Source organism: Paraburkholderia sp. BR10872 (assembly GCF_040965835.1).
Taxonomy (GTDB): domain Bacteria; phylum Pseudomonadota; class Gammaproteobacteria; order Burkholderiales; family Burkholderiaceae; genus Paraburkholderia; species Paraburkholderia nodosa_A.
Genome location: NZ_JBFRCN010000008.1, coordinates 162,430 through 186,347, shown reverse-complemented (window position 1 = coordinate 186,347; position 23,918 = coordinate 162,430). Strand labels below are relative to the sequence as shown.

Annotated in this window: 23 protein-coding genes; 10 read left to right on the top strand and 13 right to left on the bottom strand. The window is 64.8% G+C overall.

Annotated features, from left to right (window positions below):
- Window positions 1-98: 98 nt before the first annotated feature.
- Both AB4Y43_RS09630 and AB4Y43_RS09625 read left to right on the top strand, forming a co-directional pair.
- On the top strand, window positions 99-944 hold the full coding sequence (locus AB4Y43_RS09630; RefSeq protein ID WP_342947120.1) for an alpha/beta hydrolase family protein: 846 nt from the start codon (window positions 99-101) through the stop codon (window positions 942-944).
- A 249-nt stretch (window positions 945-1,193) separates the two neighbouring features.
- Entirely contained in the window at window positions 1,194-1,358 is a 165-nt protein-coding gene (locus AB4Y43_RS09625; RefSeq protein ID WP_028210724.1) for a DUF1328 family protein, read from the top strand.
- A gap of 124 nt (window positions 1,359-1,482) precedes the next feature.
- Here AB4Y43_RS09625 and AB4Y43_RS09620 read toward each other — a convergent pair whose 3' ends face one another.
- The 7 genes from AB4Y43_RS09620 to AB4Y43_RS09590 all read right to left on the bottom strand — a co-directional run bounded on the left by AB4Y43_RS09620 (window position 1,483) and on the right by AB4Y43_RS09590 (window position 6,978).
- Window positions 1,483-2,277, bottom strand: coding sequence for an SDR family NAD(P)-dependent oxidoreductase (locus AB4Y43_RS09620; protein ID WP_069266094.1), 795 nt, complete (start codon window positions 2,275-2,277; stop codon window positions 1,483-1,485).
- A gap of 147 nt (window positions 2,278-2,424) precedes the next feature.
- Window positions 2,425-4,557, bottom strand: a complete 2,133-nt coding sequence (locus AB4Y43_RS09615; RefSeq protein ID WP_368727682.1) for a phosphocholine-specific phospholipase C — start codon at window positions 4,555-4,557, stop codon at window positions 2,425-2,427.
- Window positions 4,558-4,659: 102 nt separating this feature from the next.
- Window positions 4,660-5,169 carry a PRC-barrel domain-containing protein gene (locus AB4Y43_RS09610; protein WP_368727681.1) on the bottom strand — a complete coding sequence of 170 codons (510 nt, stop codon included), beginning with the start codon at window positions 5,167-5,169 and terminating at the stop codon, window positions 4,660-4,662.
- Window positions 5,170-5,256: 87 nt separating this feature from the next.
- Window positions 5,257-5,463: a hypothetical protein gene (locus AB4Y43_RS09605; RefSeq protein WP_342947124.1), complete on the bottom strand. Its 207-nt coding sequence runs from the start codon at window positions 5,461-5,463 to the stop codon at window positions 5,257-5,259.
- Between the two features lie 259 nt (window positions 5,464-5,722).
- Window positions 5,723-6,073: a response regulator gene (locus tag AB4Y43_RS09600; protein ID WP_069266090.1), complete on the bottom strand. Its 351-nt coding sequence runs from the start codon at window positions 6,071-6,073 to the stop codon at window positions 5,723-5,725.
- A 167-nt stretch (window positions 6,074-6,240) separates the two neighbouring features.
- Window positions 6,241-6,543, bottom strand: coding sequence for a DUF2795 domain-containing protein (locus AB4Y43_RS09595; RefSeq protein WP_069266089.1), 303 nt, complete (start codon window positions 6,541-6,543; stop codon window positions 6,241-6,243).
- 132 nt (window positions 6,544-6,675) lie between these two features.
- Complete coding sequence (locus AB4Y43_RS09590; RefSeq protein WP_368727680.1) at window positions 6,676-6,978, bottom strand: putative quinol monooxygenase; 303 nt, start codon at window positions 6,976-6,978, stop codon at window positions 6,676-6,678.
- A gap of 283 nt (window positions 6,979-7,261) precedes the next feature.
- Here AB4Y43_RS09590 and AB4Y43_RS09585 point away from each other — a divergent pair, with 283 nt between their 5' ends.
- The gene (locus tag AB4Y43_RS09585) at window positions 7,262-7,561 is read left to right on the top strand and encodes a hypothetical protein (protein ID WP_368727679.1); all 300 of its coding nucleotides are present in this window, start codon (window positions 7,262-7,264) and stop codon (window positions 7,559-7,561) included.
- Between the two features lie 588 nt (window positions 7,562-8,149).
- A complete protein-coding gene (gene cqsA, locus AB4Y43_RS09580; RefSeq protein ID WP_368727678.1) occupies window positions 8,150-9,451 on the top strand; it encodes an alpha-hydroxyketone-type quorum-sensing autoinducer synthase in 1,302 nt (433 codons plus the stop codon).
- 60 nt (window positions 9,452-9,511) lie between these two features.
- On the opposite strand, the gene AB4Y43_RS09575 is transcribed toward cqsA, so the two are convergent.
- The 4 genes from AB4Y43_RS09575 to AB4Y43_RS09560 all read right to left on the bottom strand — a co-directional run bounded on the left by AB4Y43_RS09575 (window position 9,512) and on the right by AB4Y43_RS09560 (window position 14,649).
- Window positions 9,512-10,537 (bottom strand): response regulator, encoded by a 1,026-nt coding sequence (locus tag AB4Y43_RS09575; protein WP_069266085.1) that lies wholly within the window; start codon window positions 10,535-10,537, stop codon window positions 9,512-9,514.
- Window positions 10,534-11,895, bottom strand: a complete 1,362-nt coding sequence (locus tag AB4Y43_RS09570; RefSeq protein ID WP_256094820.1) for a sensor histidine kinase KdpD — start codon at window positions 11,893-11,895, stop codon at window positions 10,534-10,536. The genes AB4Y43_RS09575 and AB4Y43_RS09570 overlap by 4 nt, the downstream gene beginning before the upstream one ends.
- 283 nt (window positions 11,896-12,178) lie before the next feature.
- A complete protein-coding gene (locus AB4Y43_RS09565) occupies window positions 12,179-13,000 on the bottom strand; it encodes an alpha/beta fold hydrolase (protein WP_342947128.1) in 822 nt (273 codons plus the stop codon).
- Between the two features lie 14 nt (window positions 13,001-13,014).
- Window positions 13,015-14,649 (bottom strand): benzoate-CoA ligase family protein, encoded by a 1,635-nt coding sequence (locus AB4Y43_RS09560; RefSeq protein WP_368727677.1) that lies wholly within the window; start codon window positions 14,647-14,649, stop codon window positions 13,015-13,017.
- Window positions 14,650-14,778: 129 nt separating this feature from the next.
- On the opposite strand from AB4Y43_RS09560, the gene AB4Y43_RS09555 reads away from it, so the two are divergent.
- The 5 genes from AB4Y43_RS09555 (at window position 14,779) to AB4Y43_RS09535 (ending at window position 20,930) form a co-directional block, all read left to right on the top strand.
- Window positions 14,779-15,735 (top strand): helix-turn-helix transcriptional regulator, encoded by a 957-nt coding sequence (locus AB4Y43_RS09555; RefSeq protein ID WP_069266083.1) that lies wholly within the window; start codon window positions 14,779-14,781, stop codon window positions 15,733-15,735.
- 126 nt (window positions 15,736-15,861) lie between these two features.
- A complete protein-coding gene (boxC, locus tag AB4Y43_RS09550; protein ID WP_368727676.1) occupies window positions 15,862-17,538 on the top strand; it encodes a 2,3-epoxybenzoyl-CoA dihydrolase in 1,677 nt (558 codons plus the stop codon).
- Window positions 17,539-17,577: 39 nt separating this feature from the next.
- Complete coding sequence (gene boxB / locus AB4Y43_RS09545) at window positions 17,578-19,017, top strand: benzoyl-CoA 2,3-epoxidase subunit BoxB (RefSeq protein ID WP_368727675.1); 1,440 nt, start codon at window positions 17,578-17,580, stop codon at window positions 19,015-19,017.
- A gap of 52 nt (window positions 19,018-19,069) precedes the next feature.
- Window positions 19,070-20,329 carry a benzoyl-CoA 2,3-epoxidase subunit BoxA gene (gene boxA / locus AB4Y43_RS09540; protein ID WP_368727674.1) on the top strand — a complete coding sequence of 420 codons (1,260 nt, stop codon included), beginning with the start codon at window positions 19,070-19,072 and terminating at the stop codon, window positions 20,327-20,329.
- Window positions 20,330-20,480: 151 nt separating this feature from the next.
- The gene (locus tag AB4Y43_RS09535) at window positions 20,481-20,930 is read left to right on the top strand and encodes a PaaI family thioesterase (protein ID WP_368727673.1); all 450 of its coding nucleotides are present in this window, start codon (window positions 20,481-20,483) and stop codon (window positions 20,928-20,930) included.
- A 20-nt stretch (window positions 20,931-20,950) separates the two neighbouring features.
- On the opposite strand, the gene AB4Y43_RS09530 is transcribed toward AB4Y43_RS09535, so the two are convergent.
- Both AB4Y43_RS09530 and AB4Y43_RS09525 read right to left on the bottom strand, forming a co-directional pair.
- Complete coding sequence (locus AB4Y43_RS09530) at window positions 20,951-21,862, bottom strand: ketopantoate reductase family protein (RefSeq protein ID WP_368727672.1); 912 nt, start codon at window positions 21,860-21,862, stop codon at window positions 20,951-20,953.
- Window positions 21,863-21,923: 61 nt separating this feature from the next.
- Window positions 21,924-22,781 carry an NADPH-dependent oxidoreductase gene (locus AB4Y43_RS09525; protein WP_368727671.1) on the bottom strand — a complete coding sequence of 286 codons (858 nt, stop codon included), beginning with the start codon at window positions 22,779-22,781 and terminating at the stop codon, window positions 21,924-21,926.
- A gap of 271 nt (window positions 22,782-23,052) precedes the next feature.
- Here AB4Y43_RS09525 and AB4Y43_RS09520 point away from each other — a divergent pair, with 271 nt between their 5' ends.
- On the top strand, window positions 23,053-23,913 hold the full coding sequence (locus tag AB4Y43_RS09520) for an oxidoreductase (protein WP_368727670.1): 861 nt from the start codon (window positions 23,053-23,055) through the stop codon (window positions 23,911-23,913).
- Window positions 23,914-23,918: the final 5 nt, after the last annotated feature.

The window sequence follows — 23,918 nt, the reverse complement described above, 5'->3', positions numbered from 1 at the left end:
TGCGGGTATGGCACGCTGAAATTTGGCTGTAAGTGGTCCTTGTTAGAGTCTACGAAAGCAGTTGTCTTTCGTGGCAGTCAACACAAGAGCGACTTCTCATGGCTATTGTCCGCGCGTGCTGGTTCGTTCTGGCGCTGCTTCTCAGTGCTCCCGTCTGGGCCTACCAGACGCGTGTCGTTTCGATCCCTAGCGCCGCGATGCAGCGCTCGTTCGACGCGACCGTCGTCTTGCCCGACGACTACGCGCGTGGCAACCACGCCTCGCGCTTCCCGGTGATCTACGTGCTGCACGGTTCGGGCGGCAGTTATGCCGACTGGACCTCGAACACCCGCATCGGCAAGCTCGCCGACCGCTATCACGTCGTGCTCGTGATGCCGGACGGCGGTCACGAGAGCTGGTATATCGACAGCCCGTTCGATCGGAGCAGTCGTTACGAAACGTATGTGGGCAGCGAGGTCGTGTCGTATATCGACACGCATTTCCGCACGATCGCGATGCGCGAGGCGCGGGCGATCACGGGTTTGAGCATGGGCGGATTCGGCGCGCTGCGTATTGCGCTGGACCGGCAGGAGACGTTCGGTGCGGCCGGCAGCATTAGCGGCGCTGTCGATCCGCGCAACTGCGAAGACGAGCCCGGCATCGATCACGTATTCGGCGACCCCGCGCGACACGCGTCGTTCTGGAACAACAATGCGATCGTGGATAGCGCGCAGGACTTCGCACACGCCCATATCGCGCTCACGATCGACTGCGGCGTGAGCGACTTTTTCGTACAGTCGAACCGCACGCTGCATGAAAAGCTCGTCGAACTAGGCGTGCCTCACGATTACGCGGAACGTCCAGGCGGCCACACGTGGTCCTATTGGTCGAACTCGATCCGCTACCAGGTGCTCTTCTTCGCCACGGCGTTCCAGCGCGCCGGCTGGCATCCGCAAGTGGCGTAACGCATCACGAAGCGCGCGCTTGTCCGGTGCGCGCTTGTTTGCTAGCACCCTTGCGAGGCGATTCCGTCACATCATTCCCCTCGGACCCCTGCCCGATGCCGGGCACCGCGCTTGCTGCAGTGGATTCTGCAGGGGCGGGCGCGTAGATCCGTCCTGCTCAACCAGATGCCGGGCATCAGGCGACCGCACGCGGCGCCGGGGCGCGGCGACCACCCTTGAGCCGGGTTGCACCGGATGCAGGAGGACGTCATGCTTCAATACGCTGTCATTTTCTTCATCATCGCGATCATCGCGGCCGTGTTCGGTTTTGGCGGCATTGCGGCGGGTGCGGCATCGATCGCCAAGATCCTGTTCTTCATCTTCCTCGTGATTTTCCTCGTCACGTTGGTGCTTGGCGTCGTAAGAAGGGGCTAATAGCGAGCCACGCTAGTGGCAGTCGAATCGCAGCCCGCCCAGGCGGGCTGCATTTTTGTATTCGACGGATGCCTTCGTGTCATTCGTATTGCGAATTAAACAGCCAGGCTTGCAGCCGGAGGCATCACGCGATCGTATCCACCACGCCGCCATCCACACGCAAGGCCGCGCCCGTGGTCGCGGAAGCCTCTTTTGAGCATGCGTAGACGATCATGTTCGCCACTTCCTCCACGCTCGCCGCGCGCCGGATGATGGAAGAGGCGCGATGCGTCTGCACGAACTGCGCGGCGACTTCCTCGACGGTCTTGCCCGAAGCGGCCACTTCGTCCTTGAGCATGTGCGTCACGCCATCGGAAAGGGTGGGGCCCGGCAGCACCGAATTGACCGTGACGCCCGTGCCCGCAAGGCGCTTGGCGAGGCCGCGTGCGAGTGAGAGTTGCGCGGTTTTCGTCATGCCATAGTGGATCATGTCGGCGGGAATGTTCAATCCCGATTCCGATGAGATGAACACGATGCGCCCCCAGCCGCGCTTGACCATTGCATTCGCATAGGCGCGCGAGAGCCGTACGCCCGACATCACGTTCGTTTCGAAGAAGCGGAGCCACTCGGCATCGGGAATCTCGAAGAAGTCCTGCTGCTGAAACACGCCGAGATTGTTCACGAGGATGTCCACCTGCGGATGCGCCTTCACGAGCGCGTCGCATCCCTGGGCACTGGAAAGATCGCCGACGAAGCCCTGCACCCGCGCGCCGGGCGCAGCGGTACGCAGCGCCGCCTCGGCTTCGCGCACGTTTTCGGTGTGACGGCTGCTGACGATCACGTCGGCGCCCGCGAGCGCGAGGCCCTTGGCCGCGGCAAGGCCGATGCCCGCAGCCGAGCCGGTGACGAGCGCGAGTTTTCCAGTCAGATCGATTTTCATGCGGGCTCCTTGAGGGGGAAGGCTGGCCGCGCTTTCCAACGCGCGTTGAATGCGTATCGAACGTCCTGGACGCAACGTCGCGCGCGGCCATCGTGAAGGGAACGGGCAGTGTACTGCGTGGGCGCTTCGGATGCGTTCTCAGGCGCCTCACGCACCCATCGCCGGATCGCTCACGCTGTCCCTGCCGGTTTCTACCCGGCCCGCGAAACGCCTTAGCACGCCGTTCTCCGCGGTCAGCGTGAAGTCGTACCAGCCGCCCGAATCCGCGAGCGCCCAGTTCGACTGCACCTGTTCGCCGGCGCGCAACGCGTAAGTCCAGGGCCCGTCGCTGCGGTAGGCATTGGCCGCCACGCTCACGTTCGAAGCTGCGCTCGCGCGATTCGCGATGCTCAGCTCAAGTGCATTGTTCGCGGCGTCGTAGCGCACGCGCACTTCGGGATTGGGGCCATGCGCGGCCGCGCGCACATTGCCCTCGAAGGCGCGATGGAAACCGTTCGGGCCAAGCACCCACAGGTGGTAGGCGCCGTCGTCAGCGGCGCTGGGCGTCCACGTGTCGCGCAGTGTCTTGCCGGCTTCGACGGTGTAGCGGCGGGGCGACCTGTCGAGATGAAGCGTGTCGTACACGTGGAAGACGGCGCCGGCGTTGCCTTCGTTGCCGAACGCCAGTTGAACCTTGTGATGACGCCCGTCGACGCTCGCATCCACGTTGAGGCGGTACGGCAGCGCGCGCGAGGGCCGCGCGCGGCGCGCCTGCTGCGGCATGGCTTGCGTGCCAGGCTGCGGCACCGGCACGGGCTTGAGCGCGTTCTGCTGCTTGTTGAGCGCATCGGCGTCGGCCTTCGTGGGGGCGGAAAACGCCTGCACGGGCTTTTCATTCGGCGTGCTGAAGTTGAACGCCGAGGTGAAATCGCCGAATACCGCGCGCCGCCACGGGCTGATATTCGGTTCGCGCACGCCGAAGCGCGTTTCGATGAAGCGCAGCACCGACGTGTGATCGAAGACTTCGGAGTTCACATAGCCGCCCGTGCTCCACGGCGAAACAACGATCATCGGCACGCGCGGCCCCGGCCCGAACGGCAAGCCGTCTGGCTTGACCGGCTTGCCGTCGCCGGGAGGGTTCGGCATGGTGAAGTATTCGTGGCGCGTAGTGGCCGTGGATTTGCCTGCGTACTCGCCGTCCTTGATGGGCGATGGTGGGCAAGGCGGCGGCATGTGATCGAAGAAGCAATCGTTCTCGTCGAAGTTCACGAAGAGCACGGTCTTGCTCCAGATGTCCGGGTTGCGCGTCAGCGCGTCGAGCAGCCGTTGAAGATAGTACGCGCCCTGGCCCGGCGTCGAAACGGCGGGGTGTTCGGAATAGGCTTGCGGCGCGATGATCCAGCTCACCTGAGGCAGCTGGTTTGTCGCAATGTCGTCATTGAGCGCCTGCAGGAAGCCGCCGTCGGACATGGTATTGCCTACCCCTTTATAGAGCGGCTCGCGTGCGTCGAGCGCCTGGGTCCACGGCAGGTTGGGCGAGCCATCGATCGCCTCGAGCACCTTGCGATAGTTCGCGAACCCCACAAGCGGATTGTCGGTGTAGTTATCGGGCTGGTTTTCGTACACTTTCCACGTCACGCCTGCGGCCTGCAGGCGTTCCGGATAGGTGGTCCATTTCAGGCCCGTGGACGGCGCGCCGATGTTGTCCCAACCATTGTTGTCGACCACGGCATAAGGCGAGGCCGTAGGGCCGTTGGTGCCGGTGAACAGAAAGAGCCGGTTCGCATTGGTGCCGCCATGCAGCGAGCAGTAGTAGGCATCGCAGATCGTGAAGGCGTTGGCGAGCGCGAAATGAAACGGCAGGTCGGAGGCCTGGAAATAGCCCATCGAGGCGTCGCCCTTGAACTTGGGCCAATGCGTCATGCGGCCGTGGTCCCAGGCCTCGTGGGCGTCGGCCCAATTGTGCGCGCCGCCTGCGAGCAACGCGTTGCCCTTGCGGCTGTCCAGGTAGAACGGCATCAGCGTGCGTGTGCCGTCGCTCTGTTGCCATACATTGGCGCCGTGGGGCAGGGGAATCGTGATGCGGTCCGAGAAGCCGCGCACGCCGGGCAGCGTGCCGAAGTAGTGGTCGAACGCGCGGTTTTCCTGCATGAAGACGACGATATGCTGCACGTCTTCAATCGTTCCGGTTGCGTTGTTGGCAGGAATGGCCAGCGCCCGCTGGATGGCGGGCGAAGCCAGGCTGAGCGTCGCGCCCGCGGCGGCGGCGCGAAGGAAATCACGGCGGTCCATCGAAGTCATGGTGTGTTCGCGTTGTTGTCGTTGTGCTCGCGACCATCAGCATGACACGTTGGCGCCGCCGCGGGCGCCCGATGAACGGTTACGGGTGCACGTGCGCGCCCGTCAGAGCTTTACGCCTCCGGCCTCCGGCGGCTCGCGCCCCGGCTCGTCCAGCGGCAGGCTCGCGGCGTCGTTGCTCCAGTACGGCTCCCGGCCGAAGTACTGGTGCACGGAGCTGGCCCAGGTGCGATCGGCCATCGAGGGCCACTGGCCCTTGTCGAAGCCCGGTGCGTTCTTCACGCGCTCGGAATTGAGCGCAATCACGAAGCATTTGCGTGCCGCGTCGAGCGTGAGGGCATTCCACGGCACCGCGAGCAGCTTGTCGCCAATGCCCAGGAAACCGCCGCTCGACATCACCATGTAGGCAATGCGGCCGCTTTCCACGTCGAGCATGATTTCCTTGACCTTGCCGACTTCGTCGCCGTCCGAACTCATCACGCGGTCGCCGTCCAGCGTACTGGCCGCCATCACTTCGGGGCCGGGGCCACGCGTGTCCGACTGGTCGCGGCCGACGATACGAGCACCGTCGCCGCTGCGCGGCGCCGAACCGATTGGGGTTTGCGAGTAGGTCATGACGTTCTCCTTTCGGTTATCCAGAAGACTGCGGAAGTTGATGGCGCAACCATGCGCCATGGCGATCGTGGTGGCTTGAAGAAAGATTCACTTGCTCTTGCCGCCGCCGTCCAGGCCCGCGCCTTTGCGCCACACTTCCTTGCCTTGCTCGGAGAGCTCGCCGCTGCTGTGGGTGGCGTCTGGCTCGGTGCCGTGCACGGCCATATCGCCGCCTGGCGGCTCTGTGGCGCCCTTCTTCTCGCGCTTGCGTTGCGCCACGCGCTCGTCGTGCGAGCGGCCTGCGTATTCACTCATTTCGACCTCCCTTGAATATGCGCATCGCATCTCGACGCAATGCGGCTAGGGTTCGATCCCATGCCGGCCCGAAATGGACCGGCCACGCCGATTAAGAGCATGGGTCATGCCGTGACGCGCAGGGCGCGGCTATCGATCGAGAACCGGTCAGGAGGCCGAATGAAGGAAGCGACCGTGAGTGGTCGCGTTGCGCGCCCCGAGCGTCAGTCGCTACAACGACGATGTAAATCGTTCATGCGGTGGACGAGGCTAGAGCGCGTCACGGTGTGGCGACCCGGTGGAGGATGTCGAGCAGTTGCGAAACCGCGAAGGGCTTGCGCAGGAAGCCCACGACGTCGGCGTCGGGGGGCAGGGTGACGAGCGCCGAGACGAGCACGAGCGGCACGCCCGCAAGCTTGCTGCTGCGCCTCATTTCGCGCATGAGGGAGAGACCGTCCATGCGCGGCATCATGCAGTCGGAGATCACGACATCGGGAGGGTCGGCGAGTGCGCTTTGCAGGGCATCCGAACCGTCTGCGGCAGTTCTGACGCGATAACCTTCCTGCCCGACCAGTTCTTTGAGCGCATCGAGCGCGTTTGTGTCGTCGTCGACTAGTAATACGGTAGCCATACGTCTCTTGCGTGAGCGGCCCGGCCGATCATGGCGGCTGGGCCTTTGTTCTTCGCGATCGCGTCGCCGCGGGCCGAGGGTATCCGGCGGCCGTCCCGCAGCGCGCAATTTCTGTTCCTGCGGCGTGCAGGAACGATCCTCGCCCGGCATCGTTGCCGCTTCGGTCGTCATCTTCGCGTCGCCGCGCCCCGTTGGGCGGTCGAGCCGCGCGCGCCCAGTTGCGCCGCGACGATGAGTGCCGAGACTTCGGGAAAGCTGCCGAACGCCTCGTCCGGCAAGCGGCGCAAAGCGTCGATCACGTCGCGCGGCGCGCCGCTGCGCTCGGCGTTTTCGATCAGCGTGGCGGGGTGCGCGGGCCAGGTGACGCGTTCGAGAGCATGCAGCACACGATCGCTCAGCGCCTCTGCATTCGAACGCGCCTCGTCTGGGGTGTCAGCTCGTGTGGCCTCGCAAGCGGAAGCAGGCTTCATCGGCTCCTCCTTCGAAGATCTTGACAGCTCGCGCAGTTGCCGTTCCCGGCGCCTTGACCGGCGCGCGCCCCATTTACAGGCAGGGAAAGGACGTGACCGCGCGCACGTCCTGTCGGGCAATCTGCCGGCCGTTCAGGCGGGGAGCTTGTCGGCGAGCACGTCGGCGCGGCGGATCTGCGGCGGCGCGGCCAGCAGTTCGCCCGCGCGCGCCATCAATGCCGCGGCCACCTGGCCGTTCAGATGCGCGTTGCGGCCGGCTTCGTCGTCGAATGCATCGAAGATCGCAAACGTCGCGGCGTCGAAGCGCACGCCGAACCAGGCTGGCGTGCCGGGCTCTGCGTCGACCAGCGGTTTCGCGCTCGCGAGAAATGCCGCGAGGTCCTCTTCCTTGCCGGGCTGCGCGTGCAGCTCGACGTACAACGCATGCTGGGTCATGACATGGCTCCTGTTACGTCGTGGCGACTCAGGCATGGTCGCGGTCCTGCGGGGCGTTCGTCAAGCGCCGGGAGGGCGCGGCGGGTTTTTCCCGCCTGCCGTACGAAGATTACGATTCGTAGTCCAAATAGAGTCCCGTGGCTTCGCGGTTTTGTCTGACCACGCCGGGTCACCGCCGCGCGACGGCTGACCAGCCATGCGGTCTTGAATCTCCACGTTTCATGCGGCCATCTACGCGTCGCTCGGCTGGCGCTCACTGCGTTGCCCCCCGCCTGAGCGCCCCGTGTACAGCTACCGGTTCGTGACCCTGGCGGCCTGGCTGGGCGCGTTCGCGCACGCGCCGCGCCTTTCTCGCCCGGCGAACGCATCGCTCGATGAATTGCGCGTGTTGACGCTCTCCGTTCGCCGCAGCGCCGACGCTCACGCCCGCGACTCCGGCGAAGAGCCCCACGGCGGACTGACGGTCAGCGCCGGCGTCGATGAACTGCAAGCGCAAGACTCGCTCGCCGCCTTGATGGCGCGCGCCGACGTCGCGCTCTATGTCGCCAGGTCACGCGGGCGCGACCGCGTCGTGGCCATCTGACGATTCCGTCGGTCCCCTTCGCGCGATCTATGCGTGATGAATCAACGCTCGCGTCCTTTCGCGGCGCGACGGGCAATCCTTGTCGAAACTCCATGCGCTACGCATAGTTGCGCACGGCGAAAGCTTAACAGCGCTGTTTTTAAACGATAATTATCAATGGCGCGACCGACGTTGCGTGCAGCGTGAAGGCGCTTTCGCTGCATGACGTATAGGGTCCAGGTGGCCTGCGTGGCGCGCCTCAAAAATTTTCGGGCGGGCGTTTCTTCCCTTGTAACCAGTGGCGATCACGCGAAGCGGGATTCGTGCGGATATGAAGGCGCCTGCTCCCGGCGCCCCGCGCCCGCATTGGTTTTCTCTCCAGCGCGCTCTGGCGCCGCCGGCCGTGACCACTCCCCGCCGCGCGCCGCGACTCACGCGCTCGCCAGTCATTGCATCACCCACATTCATAAGTCCGCTGCCGGAATGCGCACGTCAGGCCTCATCGCGCGTGTCGTTTCGTTGCGGACACATTACGGGCCTGCCTTTCGGAATCCTCCCTGACCAGACAAGTCGCCTCCGGGGCCGGCCTTTAACCACAAGGAGCCTGAGATGAAAGTTGGCAGCAACTGGCGTAACGCACATAACAACGACGCGGCATTGCCCGCATTCCTCGCAGCACGTGTCGATCGCTACTACACCGAGCGCGTGCAGGAAAGCTGGGCCGGGGGCCACATTATGAAGGGCCGTGTTGCCGATGCTGATGCCTTGCACCTCTCGAGTAACGATTACCTTTCGATTGCGCGCCACCCAGAGATTCTTGATGCAATGTGCATGAGCATCCGCAAGGAGGGCAACGGGCTTCTGATGTCGGGTGTGTTCCTCCACGGCGACGACTGCCCGCAACTCGCGCTCGAAGACCGCTTCGCGTCATACATGGGGGCTGAAGCGAGCGTGCTGTGCCAGTCGGGTTTTGCCGCGAATACGGGGCTGATCCAGTCGATCGCCAATGCGCAGACGCCGGTGTACGTCGACATGATGGCGCATATGTCGCTGTGGGAAGGCATCCGCAGCGCCGGCGCGCGCGCGATCAGTTTCTTCCACAACGATGTCGATCACCTCGAGCAGCGCATCCAGCGCTACGGGGCCGGGATCGTGATCGTCGATTCGGTGTACAGCACGAACGGCAGCGTGGCGCCGCTCACGGCGATCGCCGAAGTGTGCGCCGAGCACGACTGCGTGCTGGTCGTCGACGAGTCGCATTCGCTCGGCACGCACGGCCCGCACGGTGCGGGCATGGTGGCCGAACTCGGGCTGATCGACCGCGTGCATTTCCGTACCGCGAGTCTTGCGAAGGCGTTTGCCGGCCGTGCGGGCATCATCAGCTGTTCGCGGCGCTTCCAGGAGTATTTCAAGTGCGAGGCGCTGCCCGCCATTTTCAGCTCGACGCTGCTGCCGCATGAAACGGCGGGTCTCGCGGCGACGCTCGACGTGATCGAGCGCGAAGACTGGCGGCGCACGCGCGTCGCGGCCAACGCGCGTTACGTGCGCTCACGGCTTGCCGATCTCGGCTACAACCTGAACGGCAGCGAAACGCAGATCATCGCGCTGGAAGCCGGGCCTGAGCCGCAGACGATCATCCTGCGCGACGCGCTCGAAGCACGCGGCATTTTTGGTTCGGTGTTCTGTGCACCTGCCACAGCGCAGAACCGCTCGCTCGTGCGGTTCTCGCTCAATGCGGCGCTGTGCGAGGAGGAACTGGAGCGGCTCGTCGAAGTGTGCGCGGAAATTCGCGACGAGGTGCAGATGTGGAACTGGCCGTCCACGCGCCGCAACGAACGCAATGCGGGTCGTGCGCGCGTGCGTCTGCCGCAGGCTGTGGTGAACATGCCGATGGTGGCTGTGGCGGCCTGAGCCGTGCGCGATTGAGGCAGCGTGGAGCGAGACAGCGGTAGCGTGGGGTGCGCCCGATTATCAGGGCGAGTCCCACGCCGCCTGGATCTCGCGGTCCAACTGGTCGAGATGCCGGTCGTAGGGCAGCACGTTGTCGAGCGCGAGCCCCGCCGGCTTCTTCACCAGGGCGTAGAGATAGCGGCGGTCGCCGTGAAACTCCGATGCGGGGTGCATATACGGCTGCCATTCGATGCACTGCGACGGGTAATAGCCTTCCGTGCGCCAAAAATACGGCAGGCTGCGACGGCTGTCGAGCTCCGCGAGAAAGCTGATGGGCGCACCTTGTTCGACGGCGATTTCGCGCACGCCGCGCAGCGATTCGTCGGTGTGAATGACGAGCAGGTATGCGGTGCCGACACCGTCGAACATCAGGAGTCCGTGCGGTTGATACGAGAGATAGTGCTCGACGATGCCCAGTGAATCGGCAATGCCCTTCACGTGCGCGGCGAGCGCATGATCCTTGAGGAATGCATATTCGGATACGGCGAGCGCGTCGAGCACCGTGCTGCAGCAGCGGTCGAAATACGCGCGCTGCATATCGTCGATCGCCTGGTTCAGCGTTTCCACCGCGTCGACTTCATGCTTGCGGATGAAGCGGTCGATCAGCCCTTCGTTGAAGCTCTTTACGGCCACGTGCTCGTCGGCTTTGCCGGTCAGCACGATTTTCCTGATCGACGGGTCGGTAATGCGCCGGCAAAACTCCATGCCGTTGAGTTCTGGCATGTCGTAATCGACCACCACGACCGAAACCGACTCGAAGCGCGAGGCGTTATGTACGAGACTACGTATCGCATCGACGCGCATGGCGATGACCTGGTGCGCATCGTTTTCTTCAGTACGGTCCAGATAGGGGCTGAAGATAGGCTCCGCCGCGCGGTCATGCGGCGTACGGCCATTGAGGAATTTCAGCGCCTCAGAGGGCGAACTGAACAGGCGGAAGGCCAGGTCGGGGTCGAGTTGCAGGCTCAGGTTCGAAAGGAACGCGGCGCTGTCGTCGACGAAGGCGACGGTGGTCGGATAGGAGAACGGCTGAATGGCTTTCGTCATGGCGCAGGGAATGTCAAAACGAACTCGGTGTATTCGCCTTTTACGGAAGAGCAGGTGATCGCTCCACCCATCGCTTGCATGACATCGCGGCAGAATGCCAGCCCGATTCCTGCTCCGAGCGTCACGTCATCGGTGGCGGTTGTCGAAGTATAAAAGCGCGTGAAGATGTGCGGCAATACCTCAGGGGAAATACCGGTGCCCGTATCGCTGAAAATTAAACGATTGGCCCTTTGCCCTGATTCAAGACGAATCGAAATCTGCGCGCCTTCGATGCTGCCCATATGCCTGAAGGCATTTTTGAGCAGATTGAAGAGCACGTGAACGGTAAGCATCTCAGATCCGTGGAATTCGAAATCGGGGCGCAGATTGCAGATTACCCGACGCCGGTCGCCTTCGCGAAACGGAAAACGCGCGAGTGCGGTTTCGACGCAATGTACGATCGAACACATCGTTGCGTTTTGCATGTTGCCGCCCGTGAAGCGGGCCGTGGCGAGCAGCATGTCGATGATCGCGTTCGAATGCAGTGCTTCCTGTTCGATGCGGCCTGCCACGCCTTGCAGGGAATGCAGATGCGCCACGCGTATTTTTGGCACGGGCAAGCGGCTGCGCTGGGCGAGTTGATAGGTGTCGAGCAGCGCGGGCAAATAGCGCATGAGGCCAGCGGCGCCCACGCGTATCGCCACGAGCGGCGTGCGCAGTTCGTGCGCCACGCTGCCCGCCGTGGCCAGCATGGCGCGCTCCTGTTCGATCTGAATGCGGTCTTGATCGTAATTGGCCACCGCACCGATTGCCACCGCGAACGAAAAGATCGCCAGATGGGTGAAATAGTTCGGCCCGAGCACGATGGGGTAGGTGGTGAGGCAGTAGGCCACCACCGCGAGGCTGATGCCCACGAGGAACTGCAGCACGAGCATGAGCCAGTCGAGCAGCAGCACCATCACGAACGCCGCGATCAGCGCGCTTTCCACCCACACTTCGTTGCCGTTGTTCTTGAGCAGCATGAACGTGAAGAAGAACGGCAGTGCGTAGAGCGTGCAGAAGTACCAGTACCACGGCAGCAGCTTTTTCAGCGCGGCGGGCCAGCGCTCGAACGCCAGGATCGGTATGAACAGAAACGAGCCGATCAGGCGCAGCGTGAGATTTTCATACGGCTGAGGAAAAAGGTCTTTCCAGACGTAGTAGTAAAGCGGGAAGCCCACGCTCGCCACCACGGCGAGCGGGCGCATGCGGCGCTTCACGTATTGCAGGTTGCGCAGCGCGGGCGCGAAGGCGCGCACGAAGCGCGGACGCATCGACGCCCAGGCTCGCCTCAGTCTCACCGAGGTTCTTGAAACGTTCATCAGAATGGAATCGCTCATCGTTCTGGCCGGCGCGCATGTCCCGCCGGTCTTCTTGCGTCTCGCTTTTTTGGTGCCCCGTTTTGCCATGGGGTTCGCGTGGTCGGACCCCGTCTCCACCGCGCAAAGAAAGACAATATCACCAAAGGATTGCAGCGATGAGGCGGGTTTGGCCCTTAGTTTGGCCTTCGATGGGCTGAGGTACCGCGTTGGCGGGGGAGTGTTATGCGCGGTGCATCGATTCGCCCCTGCGTGGAGGCATTCCGCGCGCGCTGGAGGGTGTTGCGGGGACGCTGAGTTGTTTTCAGGCCGCGGGCTTGCGCTGTGCCCAAATGAATGGCTCGATGACGTCGTTCAGCGGCTGCGGCGCATCGCGATGGGGAGAGTGGCCGCCCTGCGCGAGCGCGTGGACGCGCGCGTGGGGCACGGCCGCGCAAATCGCTTCGACTTGCGCCATGGTGCCGTAGTGGTCGTCGAGCGCCTGCACGGCGAGCAGCGGCGCGCGAATCGACGCCAGTTCGCCGACGATGTTCCAGGAACGGAAGGCGGGATCGAGCCAGATATCGTTCCAGCCGTAGAACGCGGAATCGACGTCGTCGTGATAGCGCGCGAGCTTTTCGCGCAGGCGGGTCGTTTCGTACGCAACCTTCGCCTCGCCGATGCTGTCGACCGAAATGTCTTCGACGAACACGTGCGGCGCAATCGCCACTGCACCCGCGAGTGCTTCGGGGAAAGCGGCGGCGTAGAGCAGGGCGATGGAGGCGCCGTCGCTATGACCGATCAGCCACATGCGTTTGCGTTCGCCAGCGCTTACGCCGAGTGCGTCGAGCACCGCAGGTAGAACATCGCGCGCCTGCGCCGACATGAAATCGACCGGCCATTTGACGCCTTGCGCGCGCGGTGTGGAACGGCCGTAACCCGGACGCGAATAAACGAGCCCGCGCATGCCGAGGCGTTCGCAAAGCGCGGTGGGCCAGTCTTTCCACATTGCGATCGAGCCGAGACCCTCGTGCAGGAACACGGCGAGCGGCACATCGCTGGCGGCCGTGCCGATCCAGCGATATTCGATGCGCAGTGCATCGCGCGTGGACGTGGTGGGCAGATCGGCGAATTCGCTTTCGTTCATGGCGTTTGTCACTGTCACGACTGAAACTGCTGACGCAACCGGAAACGCTGGATCTTACCGGTGGCCGTCTTGGGCAGATCGTCGACGAACAGGATGTCGCGCGGATACTTGTGCGGGGCGAGCCGTGTTTTCACGAACGCCTTCAACTGCTCGGCCAACGCGTCGTGCGAAGTTTCCATGGCCGTTTGCTTGAGGACGACGAACGCGCAGGTTTTCACGAGGCCGCCCTGATCGACGCCGATCACGGCCGCTTCGAGCACGACGTCGTGCTGCATGAGCGCCATCTCCACTTCGATGGGCGAGACATACTGGCCGCTCACCTTGAGCATGTCGTCGCTGCGGCCCGCATAGACATAGGCGCCGCCCGGCAGGCGCCGGTACTTGTCGCCGCTCCTCACCCAGTCGCCGAGGAAGGTCGCGCGCGACTTCTCGCGATTGCACCAGTACATCACGGCCGCGCTCGGCCCGCGGATGAAGAGGTCGCCGATCTCGCCGTCGGGCACGAGCGCGCCGCTCTCGTCGCGCAGTTCGATCTCGTAGCCGGGCACGGGGCGCCCCGTGGTGCCGTATTCGACCGCGCCTGGCCGGTTCGAGAGGAAGATGTGCAGCATTTCCGTGGAGCCGAGGCCGTCGAGAATGTCGCTGCCGAAGTGCTCCCGGAAGCGCTCGCCCAGTTCGCGCGGCAACGCTTCGCCTGCGGACGTGCACACGCGCAGCGCGACGTCGGCGCGTGCCGGGAGGTTCGGCGCGGCCATCATGCTCGCGTAAAGCGTGGGCACGCCGTAGAACACCGTGGGCCGATGCTGCACGAGGCGTGCGAATACGGCGTTGGCAGTGGGGCGTTCGGCCATCAGGATCGTGGTCGCGCCTACCAAGAGCGGAAACGAAAGGCCGTTGCCGAGGCCATAGGCGAAGAACAGCTTGGCCGCCGAAAACACGATGTCGTTTTCGCGTATGCCGAGAATGGGCTTCGCGTAAGTCTCGACGGTCCAGTAGAGATTGGCGTGCGTATGCACCGTGCCTTTGGGCTTGCCTGTCGACCCCGACGAGTAGAGCCAGAAGGCGATGTCGTCACAACCCGTTTGCGCGGCGCGCGCGGCGGGCTCGGCGGGCTCGGCGCGTGCGATCAAATCGGCGAGAACATGTTCGGGTTCATGCGGAAGCGACTGTGAAGCGGGCGAGGAAGCGGACGGAGAAGCAGGCTGCGAAACGATTAACTGGCAGTCCTCACATTGTGCTTCGGCCAGCGCGGCGCTCACGGCGGGCAGCACCGCGCCCGAGGCGATCACCACGCGCGCGCGGCTGTGCGTGAGCATATACACATAGTCGGCCTGCGTGAGCAGCGTGTTGACGACTACCGGCACGATACCCGCATAGAGCGCGCCGAGAAACGCAGTGGGCAACTCGACGGTATCGAGCATCACGAGCAGAACGCGCTCTTCCGCGTGGACGCCCAGCGCGCGCATGGCGGCCGCAAAGCGGCGGGCCTGCATTTCGAGTTCGCCGTAGCTCAGCGTGAGCGTGTCGTCGATATAAGCGGTCTTCGCGGCGCGCGCGGCGTTGAGCGCGAACAGATGCGTGGCGAAGTTGAATTGCGCGGGCGGCGGCACGGCCGTGGCGTGTTCCTGCGATGCTGCTGGGATTGGCACGGTGTTGTCTCCGCTCAGTCTGATTCGATCGGATTTGTCGTCGATCAACCTTTTCGCGGAAAATTAGCCGTTAGCAAAATGCATGTCAAGCACTATAGTACATAAAAACGGATTCAGGGATTCCCTAAGATGAAGCAAACTTACATTGCGGAGCTGCCAGCCGAAGCCGCCGACGACGCCTCGCGCGGCGAGCGCACCGAACGCGATCCGTTCCTGACCGCCATGGGCGAGCGCGTACGCATGCTGCGCGCGCGGCGCGGCATGACGCGCAAGACGCTGGCGGCGGAAACCGGGCTCTCGGAGCGGCATCTGGCGAATCTGGAGTCCGGGGTGGGGAATGCCTCCGTACTGGTGTTGCGGCAGATCGCGACCACGCTGAACTGCCCGCTCGCCGAGGTGATCGGCGACGTCACGACATCCTCTGCGGAATGGCTCCTGATCCGCGAGTTGCTGCAGGGGCGCGATCCGGCCGCCTTGCAGCGCGCGCGTGTGGCGCTCGCGGAGATGTTCTCGCACACGAGCGCCGACCCGCACCGCAACGAGCGCATCGCGCTCATCGGGCTGCGCGGCGCGGGCAAGTCTACGCTGGGGCGCATGCTCGCGCAGGAGCTGAAGGTGCCGTTCGTCGAGCTGACGCGGGTGATCGAGCAGCTGGCGGGCTGTCCGCCTTCGGAAATCCATTCACTCTATGGCGCGAGCGCTTATCGTCGCTACGAGCACCGGGCGCTGGAGGCCGTGATCGCGGAGCACCCTCGCGCCGTGATCGCCTCGCCGGGCGGCCTCGTTTCCGAGCCCGCCACGTTCAACGTGCTGCTCGCGCATTGCTTCACGGTCTGGCTGCAGGCCGCGCCCGAAGAGCACATGCGTCGCGTCGTGGCGCAGGGCGACCTGCGGCCCATGTCGGGCAACTCGGGCAACAGCGAGGCGATGGACGACCTCAAGCGCATTCTGGCTGGCCGCAGCGAACTGTATGGCCGCGCCGACATGACCTTCGACACCAGCGAAAAGACGCTCGCTGACGCTTACCTGCAACTGCGTGACCGGCTCGCCGCCCGGCTGGCCGCGGAGGCGCCCCGCATCGAATGAGTGGCGGGCGCGGACCGCGGCATCGCGGGTTTACCCCTTGCATGCACTAAAATGCATTAATGTGCTTTACACGAGCATTCCATTGCACTATCGTTCATTGAAACGATGTGTAGACAGGAGACGCTCATGGCCGCAGCCGAAACCGCCGTCGCCCCGCAGCGGGTCGATTACCGCACCGATCCCTCGCAGTACCGGCACTGGAAGCTCACGTTCAATGGCGCGGTGGCGACGCTCGGAATCGACATCGCCGAAGACGGCGGCATTCGCGACGGCTACAAGCTGAAGCTGAACTCGTACGACCTCGGCGTGGATATCGAACTGCACGATGCACTCCAGCGCATTCGCTTCGAGCATCCGGAAGTGCGCACGGTCGTGCTGACCAGCCTGAAGGACCGCGTGTTCTGCTCGGGCGCCAACATCTTCATGCTCGGCCTCTCCACTCACGCCTGGAAGGTCAACTTCTGCAAGTTCACCAACGAAACGCGCAACGGCATGGAAGATTCGTCGCGCCATTCGGGCCTGAAGTTCATTGCGGCGGTGAACGGCGCGTGTGCAGGCGGCGGCTACGAACTCGCGCTCGCCTGCGACGAGATCATGCTCGTGGACGACCGCTCGTCGTCGGTGGCGCTGCCGGAAGTACCGCTGCTCGGCGTGCTGCCGGGCACGGGCGGCCTCACGCGCCTCACCGACAAGCGCAAGGTGCGCCACGACCGCGCCGATATCTTCTGCACGGTGGTGGAAGGCATTCGCGGCGAGCGTGCGAAAGCCTGGCGTCTCGTGGACGACGTCGTGAAGCCGAACCAGTTCGGTCAGGCCGTGCAGGCGCGCGCGCTCGAGCTGGCCGCCGCGAGCGATCGTCCCGCAGACGCGCGGGGCATCGCGCTCCCGCGCATCGAACGCGTGCAGCACGACGGCGGCCTGAGCTATGCCACTGTCGATGTCACGATCGACCGCGCGAAGCGCACCGCGACGTTCACGGCGAAAGCGCCCGCCGCGGCACCTGTTTCGGATATCGAATCAATCGTCGCCGCCGGTGCATCGTGGTGGCCGCTGCAGTTCGCGCGCGAGCTCGACGACGCGATTCTCTCCATGCGCACCAACGAACTCGACATCGGCACGTGGATTCTCAAGACCGCAGGCGACGCGCGCACCGTGCTTGCCGCCGACGCCGCGCTGCTCGCTCACCGCGACCACTGGTTCGTGCGCGAGACCATCGGCATGCTGCGCCGCACGCTCGCGCGCATCGATGTCTCTTCGCGTTCGCTGTTCGCGCTGATCGAGCCGGGCTCGTGCTTCGCCGGCACCTTCGCCGAATTCGCGTTCGCCGCGGACCGTACGTACATGGCCGCGCTGCCCGCGAACGAAGACGAAGAACCGGCCATCACGCTCTCGGAAGCGAATTTCGGCCTCTACCCGATGGTCACGCATCAATCGCGTCTCGCGCGGCGCTTCTATGAGGAAACCGAACCGCTCGATGCCGTGCGCGCGAAGATCGGCGAAGCGGTCAAGCCGGTCGAGGCGGAGCGCCTGGGCCTCGTGACGGCCTCGCCCGACGACATCGACTGGCCCGACGAAATCCGCCTCGCACTGGAAGAGCGCGCGGTCATGTCGCCCGACGCGCTCACGGGCCTGGAGGCGAATCTGCGCTTCAACGGGCCGGAGACGATGGAAACGCGCATCTTCGGGCGGCTCTCCGCGTGGCAGAACTGGATCTTCAACCGGCCCAACGCCGTGGGCGAGAAAGGCGCGCTCAAGGTGTACGGCAAGGGCAGCAAGGCGCAGTTCGACGTCGCCCGCGTTTGATAGCTGTATCCGCCAAGGCGTTTGCCACAAGGAACCGCAATGTCCACGATCAACTCTACGATTAACTACGGCGAAAAGATCCCGAACAACGTCAATCTCGCCGACGACCGCGCGCTGCAGCGCGCGCTCGAGCAGTGGCAGCCGAACTTCCTCTCGTGGTGGGGCGACATGGGGCCAGACGGCTCGCACGGCTACGACGTGTATCTGCGCACGGCGGTGAGCGTCGACGCGGGCGGCTGGGCGCACTTCGATCACGTGAAGATGCCTGACTATCGCTGGGGCATCTTCCTCACGCCGGGCGATGCGGACCGCAAGATCCATTTCGGCGCACACAAGGGCGAGGCCGCGTGGCAGGACGTGCCGGGCGAACACCGCGCGAACCTGCGCCGCATCATCGTCACGCAGGGCGACACGGAGCCCGCCTCGGTCGAGCAGCAGCGCCATCTCGGCCTCACTGCGCCCTCCATGTACGACCTGCGCAACCTTTTCCAGGTGAACGTGGAGGAAGGCCGGCACCTGTGGGCGATGGTGTATCTGCTGCATCGCTACTTCGGCCGCGATGGACGTGAGGAAGCGGAAGCATTACTGGAGCGCCGCTCGGGAGACGACGACAACCCACGCATTCTCGGCGCGTTCAACGAGAAGACGCCCGACTGGCTGGCGTTCTTCATGTTCACGTACTTCACCGACCGCGACGGCAAGTTCCAGCTTTCGGCGCTGTCCGAATCCGGCTTCGATCCGCTCGCGCGTACGACGAAATTCATGCTGACCGAAGAGGCGCATCACATGTTCGTCGGCGAATCGGGCATCTCGCGCGTCGTGCAACGCACCGCGCAGGTCATGAACGAGGTGAAGACCGACGACGTGAACCGCTTGCGCGCCGCGGGCGTGATCGACCTCGAAACGATCCAGCGTTACCTGAACTTCCACTACTCGGTGACGATCGACCTGTTCGGCGCCGATCACTCGTCGAATGCCGCGACCTTCTATAGCTCGGGCCTGAAGGGTCGCTACGAAGAGACCAAACGCGACGACGACCATCAGCTCGAAGGCCAGCAATACCGTTTGCTCGACGTGCAGGACGGCAAGCTCGTGGAGCGTGAAGTGCCGATGCTCAACGCCATGAACGAAGTGCTGCGCGACGACTACATCAAGGACTCGATTGCGGGCGTGAACCGCTGGAACAAGGTGCTGGAAAAAGCTGGCATCGATGCTCGCCTCACCGTGCCGCACAAGGCGTTCAACCGCCAGATCGGCACGTTCGCGGGCGTGCGCGTGTCGCCGGACGGCCGCGTGATCGGCGAGACCGAATGGGCCGCGAACGAAGCGAAATGGCTGCCCACGGCGGAAGACCGCGCCTATGTGGCCTCGCTCATGGGCCGCGTGATCGAGCCGGGCAAGTTCGCCAACTGGATCGCTCCGCCGGCCATGGGCATCAACCGGCAGCCCGTCGATTTCGAATACGTGCGCTTTAACTGAGGGGAGCGGCGGCGCGCAGCCACGTGTTCGCGCGCCGCGGTGGGAGACAATCATGAACGGTCCGCTACCCGTGGAAATTATCAGGCAACACCTGATCGATCCTGAAATCTGCATACGCTGCAATACGTGCGAGGAAACGTGCCCTGTTGACGCGATCACGCACGACGGCACCAACTATGTGGTGAAGGCCGATGTCTGCAACGCCTGCATGGCGTGCGTGCCGCCGTGCCCGACCGGCGCGATCGACAACTGGCGCAACGTGCTCAAGACCGAGACGTACACCATCGACGAGCAGTACACGTGGGACGAACTGCCCGCGCACAATGCATCGGTGGGCGCGCCGGTCGAAACGCAGGAATCGAGCGGTGTGGCCGGCGAGGCGCAAGCGGCGCCGAATGCCGCCGATGCGCCCGTGGGCGGCTCCGACGTGCTGCGTGGCTCGACCGTGCCGCCGTGGTCGGCGGCGCGCCCCTATGTCCAGCTCTACACGCACAAGGTGCCGACCACGGCAACCGTGGTCGGCAACTATCGCCTCACCGACGACGCCACCGAAAGCGATATCCATCACATCGTGCTCGACTTCGGCACCATGCCGTTCCCGGTGCTGGAAGGCCAGTCCATCGGCATTCTGCCGCCGGGCGCGACCCTGGAAGGCCGAGCCCATCACGCGCGCCAGTACTCGATTGCGAGCCCACGCGACGGCGAGCGCCCCGGCTACAACAACGTTTCGCTCACGGTGAAGCGTGTGACGCGCGATCACAGCGGCAACGCAACCGATGGCGTGTGCTCGAACTATCTCTGCGATCTGAAGAAGGGCGACGTGGTGACCGTGATCGGGCCGTTCGGCAATACCTTCCTGATGCCGAACCATCCGAACTCGCATCTGCTGATGATCTGCACGGGCACCGGCTCCGCGCCCATGCGCGCGATGACCGAATATCGCCGCCGCCGCAGGCTCAAGGGCGCGACCGGCAAGCTCATGCTTTTTTTCGGCGCACGCACGCAGCAGGAATTGCCTTACTTCGGACCGCTGATGAACCTGCCGAAGGATTTCATCGACACGAACCTCGCCTTCTCACGTACGCCGGGCCAGCCGCGGCGCTATGTGCAGGACGTCATGCGCGAGCGCGCCGTGGACGTCGCGCAACTGCTCAAGGACGGCAACACACATGTCTATGTTTGCGGATTGAAGGGCATGGAAGATGGCGTGCTGCAGGCGCTCCAGGAAATCGCCGAAAAACACGGCATGGGCTGGGAGGCATTGTGGGATCGTCTCAAGCGGGAAGGGCGGCTGCATCTCGAGACGTATTGAAACGTCCGCTGCAATGAATCGAGGCCTGAATCGAAACACGCGAGAAGCTCGCGAAAATTTAAGCACGATCGTTCTAAAGGCGTTACGATGGCGCATCGCACAGGCGCGCACAGCCGCAAACCGACGCGCGCCATAGACGGAGACTGCCTCGATGAACCTCGTTGCTGAAATGCCCGCCGGCCTGACCGGCGTCGAACAGTTGCAGCACTTGCTGCATGGAAGCCGCGGCCCGGCCATTGGCGAAACGCTTGGCTTCAGGCTTGTCGAAGTCGAAGAGGGCCGCGTCGTGTTCGAGGGCACGCCCGGTCTGCACCTGTACAACCCCATCGGCACGGTGCACGGCGGTTATGCGGCCACGCTGCTCGATTCCGCGTGCGGGTGCGCGGCGCATTCGCGGCTCAACGCGAGTCAGGGCTACACCACGCTAGAGCTAAAGGTCGCGTACCACCGCCCCATGACTGCCGACACCGGTACCGTGCGCGCGGAAGGGCGCGTGCTCAGCATCGGCCGCCGCGCGGCCTTCACGGAGGCCAGCATCACGGATGCACAGGGCAAGCTTTACGCGTCCGCCACCTCCACCGTGCTCGTGTTCGACCGCTGACTCAACGAGACCGGAGCGAACTAGATCGCCGCGCGCGCCTTGTCCTCGATGAGCCGCACGAGCGTTTGCAGCATCCGGTTCGCAGGCGTGGGCACGCCCAGCGCCGTGCCGCGCTGCACGACATAGCCGTTGAGGTGATCGATCTCGCTGAGCTTGCCGCGCGCCAGATCCTGCGCCGTGGACGAGTATTGGCCCGGCATGGTCTGCGCGATGCGCGTCACGGCGCTGTCCATGTCCGGCGGCAGCGTCACGCCGTCTGCGTGCGCGACGGCCATGCATTCGCCCACGATGTCGCGCATCGTCTCGCTCACGCCCGCACCCTTCACGAGACGCCCATAAGGCAATTGCGTGATCGCCGAGAGCGCGTTGTACGCGCAGTTCACGATCAGCTTCGCCCAGAGCGCACCGCGCACATTCGGTGAGATTTCCGTGGGCACGCCTGCGTCGATGAGCGTGCGCGCAACGGCGTCGCTCGCGCGCGAAGGCTCGATCACCAGCTCGCCGCGGCCGTGATGGCGTACGTGGCCGGGCCCCACCATCTCCGTGGCGACATAGACCACGGCGGCCGCCACGTCCTGCGAGATCACCGTGCGCAGGCGCTCTGCGTTATCCGCGCCGTTCTGCAGCGTGAGCACGAGCGTGCCGGCGCCAAGATGCGGTTTGATCGCGGCGCCCGCGCTTTCGGTATCGGTCGACTTCACGCAGAACAGCACGAGGTCCGCGCCCGCCACGGCGGCGGCTTCGGTGCTAGCAGTGAGATGCGGCGCGCCGATGCGCTCGTCGAACTGCTGCGCTTCGAGGCGCAGTCCGTCGCGCGTAATGGCCTCGACATGCTGGGGCCGGCCGATCAAGACCACATCGTGTCCCGCGCGAGCGAGCATGCCGCCGTAAAAGCAGCCTACTGCGCCTGCGCCCATGACGGCGACTTTCATTTGCGTCTCTCCTGTGTGGCGTGCTTCGTTGCCTGAAATGTCCCGCGGCGTGCCGGTGCGCTCAGCGCAGCTCGAAGCCGAGCGCGTTGAGCGCGTCGCGCAGGCGGTCGCGGCCGTGCAGCGACTCGCGGCTGCGCCAGCGCGCGAGCGATCGCACGGCCCAGCCTGCCGCGCTCAATCCCTGGGCGGTCTGGAAGCCGCCCATGACTTCGTCGTACTGCGCAATCGCGGCCGCTTGCGACGGCGCGTCGTATTGCTCGCGATGGAGCACGACCTCCTGCGGCAAGCGCGGCTTCACATCCGCAGGGCGCGTTTCGTCGGGATAGCCCACGCACATGCCGAATACCGGGAGCACGCGCGGCGGCAGACCCAGTTCCGCGGCAACCTGCTCAGGCTGATTGCGGATGCCGCCGATATATACGGCGCTCATGCCGAGCGATTCGAGCGCGACCACGGCGTTTTGCGCGGCGAGCGCCGCGTCGATCATGCCGACGACCAGCGTCTCCATGTAGTGCAGACCTTCGACGCTCGCCCCGCTGCGCGCGCCGGCCGCTTCGAGACGCGAGAGGTCCGCGAGCCACACGAGAAAGAGCGGTGCTGCGCGAACGTGCGACTGGCCGCCCGCCAAGTCGGCGAGGCGCGCACGGCGTTCGGGGTTTTCGATGGCAACCACGCTCCACGTTTGCAGGTTCGACGAGGTCGATGCCGATTGCGCCGCGGCGATCAGCGTTTCGAGCGTGCCGTCGGGCAGCGGACGGTCCGCGTAGTTGCGCACCGAGCGGTGCGTGAGCAGCGTGTCGAGCGTATCGTTCCAGGCCGGCAGCGGCGCGGACCACGGCGTGCCATAGCGCGCTTCGAGGGCGCGTACAGCATCGGCGAAATCGGCAGCGGGTCGTGCGGGCGTGGTGACGGTGGACATCGGGTTTCTTCTCCGGCAAATGACAGTGGATTCGTGGCGCTGAAATTCGGGGCACCAGGCGCCGTATGGTACATGGCCCGCCCGATCCGCGCAGGCGTTCACCGGCGCGGGCCCACGGACCCACGGGTGCGCCAGCAGAGTTCGTGCGTGACCGGTATCATCAGAGGCTGCGCATGCGTTCGAAAGCGACCTGCTTCGTGCGGCGGCGCCATCTTCCGCTTCCCCCTGTCTTCGGCAGCCCTGTCTGCCCCTTCTTCCGGGAGGCCTTCCCATGTCCGTTGATTCCCCGAATGCGTCGCCGGTCTGGTTCGTGACCGGCTGTTCGACCGGCTTTGGCCGCGAGCTCGCCCGCGCCGTGCTCGCGCGCGGCTGGCGTTGCGTGGCAACCGCGCGCAACAAGGCGTCGCTCGACGATCTCGCGCCCGAGGCCGGCGATCGCCTGCTGCCCGTCTCGCTCGATGTGACCGACGCCGCGCAAATCGACGCCGCCGTCGCGGCCGCGCAACAGCAGTTCGGCGCGATCGACGTGCTCGTCAACAACGCGGGCTACGGCTATCAGAGTTCGATCGAGGAGGGCGAGGAACGCGAGATCCGCGCACAGTTCGATGCCAACGCATTCGGCCTGTTCGCGCTCACGCGCGCGGCGCTGCCTGGCATGCGTGCGCGCCGCAAGGGCCACGTCATCAACATTACGTCGGTGGCGGGGCTCGCGGGCTTTCCGGGTTCTGGCTACTATGCTGCCTCGAAACACGCCGTGGAGGGATTCTCCGATTCGCTGCTGTCCGAAGTTGCCCCGCTCGGCATCAAGGTGACCTGCGTGGAGCCGGGGCCGTTTCGCACGGACTGGGCAGGCCGCTCGCTCGTGCAAACGGCGAGCCGTATCGACGACTACGCCGAAACGGCGGGCGCGCGTATGCAGCGCACGGCGCAAGGCAGCGGGCATCAGCCGGGCGATCCGGTGCGCGCGGCGCAGGCGATGATCCGCATCACGGAAACCGAAAAGCCGCCGCGGCATCTCGTGCTGGGCGCATTCGGCGTGGATGCGGTGGCGAACCGCTTGCGCGCGGCGCTGGCCGATATCGAGGCATGGCGCGAGGTGAGCCTCGGCACGGACTATCCGGCGGGGAGTTGAGCCGG